The sequence below is a fragment of the Microcoleus sp. BM001215392 genome, from assembly GCF_036700185.1.
In the GTDB taxonomy this organism is placed as follows: domain Bacteria; phylum Cyanobacteriota; class Cyanobacteriia; order Cyanobacteriales; family Microcoleaceae; genus Microcoleus.
Genome location: NZ_JAUBOJ010000418.1, coordinates 1 through 6,120, shown reverse-complemented (window position 1 = coordinate 6,120; position 6,120 = coordinate 1). Strand labels below are relative to the sequence as shown.

The window sequence follows — 6,120 nt, the reverse complement described above, 5'->3', positions numbered from 1 at the left end:
TAATAACTTATATGCGGTCATGCTTCTTCAGGCTTCCAAAACCAGATGCACCCCGGCAGTAACCTGTGACCGAAGCGACATCTTCGGTAAGTCGTCCAGTTGCTAAAAGCCAAGTTATTTGGTAGCGCGTCCGTTCAATTGGGTCTGACGCTTGACGATAAAGTTTAGACAACTCCGAGGGGGTTTGATGGGGTTCCAACTTTAAGCGTTTAGGCATAAATTGTCCTCATTGCATTCTTGATGCTCTTTCAGTATATCCTGACGGTGCAACCGGAATTGATATTACTACCAAATACATTATGCGATCGCCTTGACAGGGCGGCCGTAGAAGGCCCAACTAATAGCAATGTTTTTAAAATATTTGTGGAAAAAATATTAGTCAAACACAAGTACGGAACAGCCAATAGCTCTATTCACACTCAACAGCCCCTAGAGCAAGAAGCGTTGCTTTTTGCGATGAGGTTAAACCAGTAACACCCGTAATGTTCATCCCTTCATAGGGTCTCAAGCTTCTGAGCGTTTTTAGGCACTCACCCTTACTGACATCCCACAGCTTAATTGTCTCATCCTTACTACCACTAGCTAGCGTCATACCTTGTGGGCTAAAGGCGACTGAGAATACTCCTCTACTATGGCACGAGCCAATGTGACGGCACTGACCGATGCTGACATCCCATAGCCTGACTGTTCCGTCATCACCACCACTAGCTAGGGTGCAACGATCGCGACTGAATGCGACACAGAGAACTCTGTCAGTATGTCCTTCCAACACCTTGAGGCACTCACCCGTAGCGACATCCCACAGCCCGATCGTTCCGTCATCACCGCCACTGGCTAGAATTTGACCGTCTGGGCTAAAAGCCACGCAGAACACTAAATTAGCATCTGCCTGCAAAGTTTGGCGGCATTGACCTGTAGTAACATCCCATAACTTCACCGTTCCGTCTAGAGTAACTGCTAGAGTTTGACCATCTAAGCTAAAAGCGATCGCGTAAATTGAGTAGGCATCCTCCTGCCAAGTTTTGAGGCATTGACCCGTGCGAACGTCCCACAGCCTGATTTTTTGGTCAAAACAACTACTCGCTAGAGTTTGACCGTCGGGACTGAAGGCAACAGCAAGAATGTGGTTAGTATGTTCCTGTAACATCTTAAAGCAGCGCCCTGTGGCAAGATCCCACAGCCTCACAGTTCCATCTAAACTGCCACTGGCAAGCAGGCGATTATCGCAACTAAAATCCAGCGATAAAATTGCATTAGTATGTCCTGGCATTTGGCTGCACTCACCGCTATTAATGTCCCACAGCCTGACTGCCCGATCGCTACCCCCACTCGCTAGAGTTTGACCGTCACCACTGAAAGCCACAGCAAACACCCCACCACTATATCCTTGCAAGGTTTTGCAACACTCGCCGTTGCTGATGTCCCACAACTTAACCGTTCGATCGATACTGCCACTGACTAGCAGAGGTATGTAGCCGTACACCTCTACAGGAGGACCGATCGCGACACAAGACACAGTTTCCCCATGTCCTTTGAGCGTTTTTTGGCAGTTTCCGCCGCTAACCGACCACAGCTCGATCGTGCGATCGCAACTGCTACTAACTAGGATGTCACCATCAGGACTAAAGGCAACCGATTTAACACCTAATTCGTGTCCCTGCAAAGTTTTGAGATGTTGACTGCTACGGATCGACCACAATTTTATTAAAGAGTCTTCACCACCACTAGCAAGGGTTTGACCGTCAGGACTGAAAGTAACTGAAAAAACCTCCCCATCGTGTCCTTGTATGGTTTTGTAACATTGACCATTGCTAATCTGCCATAATTTTATCGTTCCATCTGCACTGCCACTAGCTAAGATTCCTTCTGCGCCCCCCTTATTAAGGGGGGTTGGGGGGATCGGATCGTACTCCGAAGGAGAACTCGAAGAGAAGGCAACTGACAATACACCACCACTGTGTCCCTGCAAAGTTTTTTGGCATTGACCGCTGCTGATGTCCCACAGTCTTACAGTTTGGTCATAACTGCCACTAGCCAAGATCCCGCCTGCGCCCCCTTTATGAAGGGGGGTTGGGGCGATCGGACTGAAAGCGACTGACATTACTCCGCTACTGTGCCCCCGTAGAGTTTTTTGACATTGACCGCTGCTGAGGTTCCACAGCTTCACGGTTCGATCCATACTGGCACTGGCTAGAGTCTGACCATCAGGGCTAAAAGCAACGGACATAACCCAACCCGTATGACCTTCATAGGTAAGAATTCGTTGACCCGTCGCTACTTGCCACAGGTAAATCTTGCCACTTCCATCACCAATCGCTAAAAGTTTTCCATCCGGTGTCAAGGCAACTGACAAGACACCACTCAAGGTTTCAGTAAAAACAGATTTAGCTAGGTTGGAGTGAGCGAAATTAACTTGATATAAATTCACTCCTTGCAGATCGGCTTGCCAAACCGTGAGACCAGAAAAATCATAGCCGCTTAGATCGGTATTCAGTTGGCGAAGCAGATTAATTACATTGCCAGTTGCATATCCTATTTCCATCAGCGACTTTTCATCTCTTAGGTCTAGAGGAGAGGGTAATTCCTCCGAAGACGCGACCTCCTGTATCTCACCTTGGGACTCTACGTCAAGGTCGATGCTACCAGCTTCTGATGCACTTTGCGAATGCCAACGCAACTTGCCAAGAATTTGAATTAGCTGATGTTCAACACAACTTTTACCTCCAAGGAGAGAGAGCAATTGAGCGAGTAATGGCTTAAGAATGAGGCGAATTTGAGTATCTCTGATGTAATCTTTGGCAGTAGCTTTGATTAAAGCATGGCTCTTAAAAAGTTGCTCTTTAGCAGGTAGTAAAGGAATTTCAGGTGGCTCTTTAGCCGATTGATTTGATAGCGAAAGCTTTGTGTTAGCGACCGCAGGATCGTCACCTTCAACCTTCCCGCTTGGGTCGCGACCCGCTGCGATCGCAACCTTAAACCCTACAATTTCTGCACAAACCTGCTCAATGAGTTGTTGCGTCAGATACTCCATCACTACAGGTTGGAGGGTAAAGCAAGCCGCACTTTTCTCGATGAGAAACCGCCTCAAGAGAGAATTTAGCGCCTCAAGTAATTTGGGCGGTGACAAGGGTGTGATGAGATCTGCTCGCAGTTCTGACAATGAAACGGGTTCGCGATTAATTGCCAACCAGTACATCACTTCTTTTTCTACTAATGACAAGCGATTAAACTGAGTTGCCAAAAGGTCTTTAATATCCCCAAAAACAACGATTTCTTGGGCTAAAAAATCGGAAATATTTCCCTCAAATAATTCTTGAATCGCTGTTGCCACAATCTTCAAAGCGAGGGGATTGCCAGAATACCGTTGAACCAAGTCAAGCCATTCCTCTTGGGAGCCATTCAAGAAACTTTTCGCTTTCAAGAGTTCTTTTCCTTCGACGGGTTGCAAACCCTTGAGATGCCACGATCGCACGGGTAGCGTGACTCCCTCCAGAGAGGCGACTTCGCTTGGTTTTTCTCGCGAAGTCAAGAGCAAACAGCTTTGATGAAACGTTTCTCCTATTCTTTTGAAGAGTTTGCTGTAATCTTCATATTCGGTTCGGTAGTATCCAGTTCTGCTGTGGAATGTCCCCTCGCCGCTTTCTAGGATGGTTTCCAGATTATCCAGTACGATGAGGCAGCGGTGCGATCGCAAATAATCAATCAGTCGCGCAATCTTTTCCTCAGTGGTTGCTGGGACGAGTTCGGGCCCTTTTGACAGAAACCCAATCAGCTTCGCCAGCAGTTCATCTAGCGGTGGAGCCTGCAACAGACTTCGCCAAAACACAAATTCAAAAGAATCGCTAATCTGTTGGGCTAGTTTCACGGCTAAAGTGGTTTTGCCAATTCCGCCCGTACCCAGGATAGCCACAACTCGGCAGTAGTCTTGAATAATCCATTGCTCTAGCGTTGCTAGTTCTTCTGTCCTGCCATAAAAAGTGGAGACATCAATCGCTTCTCCCCAATCATGACACTTATGGTTGACGATCGAGCTTTCGACCTGTTCGTACTCTTCTTGAGGTCTGAAAAAGTCGCACTCATCTAGCTCTAGGTCAAAACCTTGAAAGAAGCGCTTAAGTGTCTGTTTGTCAACTCCTTTTTCGCGCTCCAATACCTTTCGGATAGTAGTCGGTTCTACGCCAGTGCGATCGCTCAGTGCTTCAAGCGAGAAGCGGGTTCCTGAATTCTCCCAAGTTTGGGCCTCGCCAAGAGCCTCTTGGAGTTTCTTCGATCCTGTTGGTGTAAGGAGTACGCCGCGCTGGCGTCTTGGCTTGGGCTGATTCATGGCAAGATACCTGAGTTAACTTCGCGGTTTCCAGTCTGTTAAGAAAGGATTTTACCGAAAATTAGGAAATTTTGGGAATTTTAAGGAAGTTAGTACGTTTCAATGAAGCGTCAAGAATCCCCGTCCTTGGCTTGACGGGGAGTTTATCAAACGGTAGAAGGTTGAACGGGGGAAACGCCTTAACTTTCTGTACCAAGTTAATGACTTAACTTGTGCTAACTCAATTGCACACTTGTGCGATCGAGTTGGCACAAGCGTGCAATGTATTATCTAGCGGATTTTTATATCTTATAAAGTAAACCAATTTTATCGTTTAGCTCGACGATTTGTATTCTTATTCCATGACAAAAAGTTAAACTCAAGATTTCACTTAAAGCAAAAACATTGATTTTTCGAGCCTTTCCCCCATAATGACCCGATGCCATGATGTACAGTAACGCTGTCAACTTCGAGGTTTCAACGATGAGCCAAGATTTACCAGAACAAAGGACGCTCAAAATACTTGTGGTGGATGACCACGAACTAATCCTGAGCGGAACGCTAGACTTGCTGAAACGGCACTACCGACAAGCCGAAATCCTCACCGCCAAAACAACCCAGAATGCACTCCAGCAGGTCGAAGCATTTAGTCCAGACCTAGTTATTATGGATCTTTCCCTGCCAGAAACTTGCGGGGACACTGCCGAAATCAATCGAGGCATCAAAAGCCTGGGAAATTTAATGAAAAACTATCCCACCCTGAATCTGGTCGTGCAAAGCAGTTATGTCAAGGCACTGGTGCGAATTAAACCAGACATCGACACTCATGAAGGAGGATTCACTGTAGCCGACAAAGGACTTTCCAGTCAGGAAATGTTGAGCCGAATTGACTTAGCACTCAAAGGAGTTACTCATACCAAAGACTTGAAAATGCCGCCAGGGGAAGTCAAGCCAGAGTGGATCGAGGTACTCAATCTCGCCTTTGAAGAAGGATTGGAAGATAAAGTTATTGCCGAACGAATGCGAGTAGCACTCAGAACGATACGCCACTACTGGACAAAAGTTCAAGATGTTTTAGGCGTTTACCCGGAAGATGGCAAAAGTCTCCGCATTCAAACGGAGAAACGAGCCAGAGAAGAGGGGTTTATTGATTGATAAATAAAGTTAAGGAAGAAACTGTTGCTGGCCGGTATGTGGAGGAAAATTAGCAAGCAATTTACTGTCTGGTTTGTAGGGGAATTACCGGGAATTGCTGTTATAGGGCTGGTGATACTCGTTCGCCTGACTGGAGCGCTGCAATCGATCGAATGGGTAACTCTCGACTCTTTTCTGTGCCTGCGTCCTGCGGAACCTATCGACGAACGAGTTGTGATTGTTGGAATTAATGAGGAAGATATCCGACGTATCGGAAATTACCCCATACCCGATCGCGAAATTGCCAAATTGCTGAGGATTTTGCAGAAATACCAGCCCAGAGCGATCGGTCTCGATATTGTTAGGGATATACCCGTTGAACCCGGTCATGCGGAACTGGTTGCAGCTTTTAAAGATATCAAAAATTTGATTGCGCTTGAAAAAGTCTTACCCATATCAATTAAACCACCCCCCGACTTACCCCCAGAACAAATCGGTTTTGCCGATGTTCTTTCCGATAGTGACGGCAAAGTCAGGCGTGCGATACTTGGAGCGAATCGACCTGAAGACGATCGAGAATATGTATTTTCCCTGCCTTTACGGCTGGCAGAAACGTATCTAAAAGCTGAAGGCATTGAACTGAGCAATGGCAAGAGCGATCGCCTTGCAATGCGGTTTGGTTC

Annotated in this window: 4 protein-coding genes; 2 read left to right on the top strand and 2 right to left on the bottom strand. The window is 46.7% G+C overall.

The window, feature by feature from the left end; translation table 11 throughout:
* Window positions 1-7: 7 nt before the first annotated feature.
* Together QT974_RS29545 and QT974_RS29540 are read right to left on the bottom strand one after the other, a co-directional pair.
* Entirely contained in the window at window positions 8-217 is a 210-nt protein-coding gene (locus QT974_RS29545; protein ID WP_333471949.1) for a hypothetical protein, read from the bottom strand.
* 192 nt (window positions 218-409) lie between these two features.
* Complete coding sequence (locus QT974_RS29540; protein WP_333471948.1) at window positions 410-4,324, bottom strand: NB-ARC domain-containing protein; 3,915 nt, start codon at window positions 4,322-4,324, stop codon at window positions 410-412.
* A gap of 462 nt (window positions 4,325-4,786) precedes the next feature.
* Here QT974_RS29540 and QT974_RS29535 point away from each other — a divergent pair, with 462 nt between their 5' ends.
* Both QT974_RS29535 and QT974_RS29530 read left to right on the top strand, forming a co-directional pair.
* Complete coding sequence (locus tag QT974_RS29535) at window positions 4,787-5,458, top strand: response regulator transcription factor (RefSeq protein ID WP_333471947.1); 672 nt, start codon at window positions 4,787-4,789, stop codon at window positions 5,456-5,458.
* Window positions 5,459-5,494: 36 nt separating this feature from the next.
* Window positions 5,495-6,120, top strand: a 626-nt coding sequence (locus tag QT974_RS29530) for a CHASE2 domain-containing protein (protein WP_333471946.1), incomplete at its 3' end; no start/stop codon positions are given.

Bases quoted from the DNA above. Each gene is read 5' to 3' on its own strand.
- QT974_RS29545 (WP_333471949.1), bottom strand. From the start codon at position 217: ATGCCTAAACGCTTAAAGTTGGAACCCCATCAAACCCCCTCGGAGTTG.
- QT974_RS29540 (WP_333471948.1), bottom strand. From the start codon at position 4,324: ATGAATCAGCCCAAGCCAAGACGCCAGCGCGGCGTACTCCTTACACCA.
- QT974_RS29535 (WP_333471947.1), top strand. From the start codon at position 4,787: ATGAGCCAAGATTTACCAGAACAAAGGACGCTCAAAATACTTGTGGTG.